This window comes from Alcanivorax profundi, from assembly GCF_003597125.1.
In the GTDB taxonomy this organism is placed as follows: domain Bacteria; phylum Pseudomonadota; class Gammaproteobacteria; order Pseudomonadales; family Alcanivoracaceae; genus Alcanivorax; species Alcanivorax profundi.
In genome coordinates, this window is record NZ_QYYA01000119.1 from 1 (window position 1) to 445 (window position 445).

A 445-nucleotide genomic window follows, 5' to 3' on the forward strand; every position below is an offset into this window, starting at 1 on the left:
TCCACAGTCTTGTTCAACATCTTAGCAATATCATCAAGCGACATACCATTTTCCTGCATTCCCTTAATCATCTTACGAAGCATCTCATCCTTCTCCTTCAATTGACCATCCTTCTCCATAATAAGGGAATCTCGGGCTTCCAATTCTTTAAAGAATTCATCCTCTGCATTCATCTGGTACCTCATATCAGGATCCGCAGCAGCCGATTGAAGACGACGGACAATGTACTCCATATCATTATCGCGCTCAAACTGCTTATCATCAACCTTAATTACCTTTTTGTTGTCCGCAACATTCGTCTGGTCAAACAAGCAAAGAACCTTCTCCAAGCGATTGTTTACCCTACCATGCAATAAAGGAATCTGTACAATGATGCTATCATGCTGCAAGCTCTCAACAAAAGGATCAGCAATACCCTCCTCTACTTTTTTGCCATCATAAGTAT

At 41.1% G+C, this 445-nt stretch carries 1 protein-coding gene; it reads right to left on the minus strand.

Features of this window, described 5'->3' with window-relative positions:
• On the minus strand, positions 1-445 hold a 445-nt coding region (locus D4A39_RS17840; RefSeq protein WP_199699499.1), incomplete at both ends, for a hypothetical protein.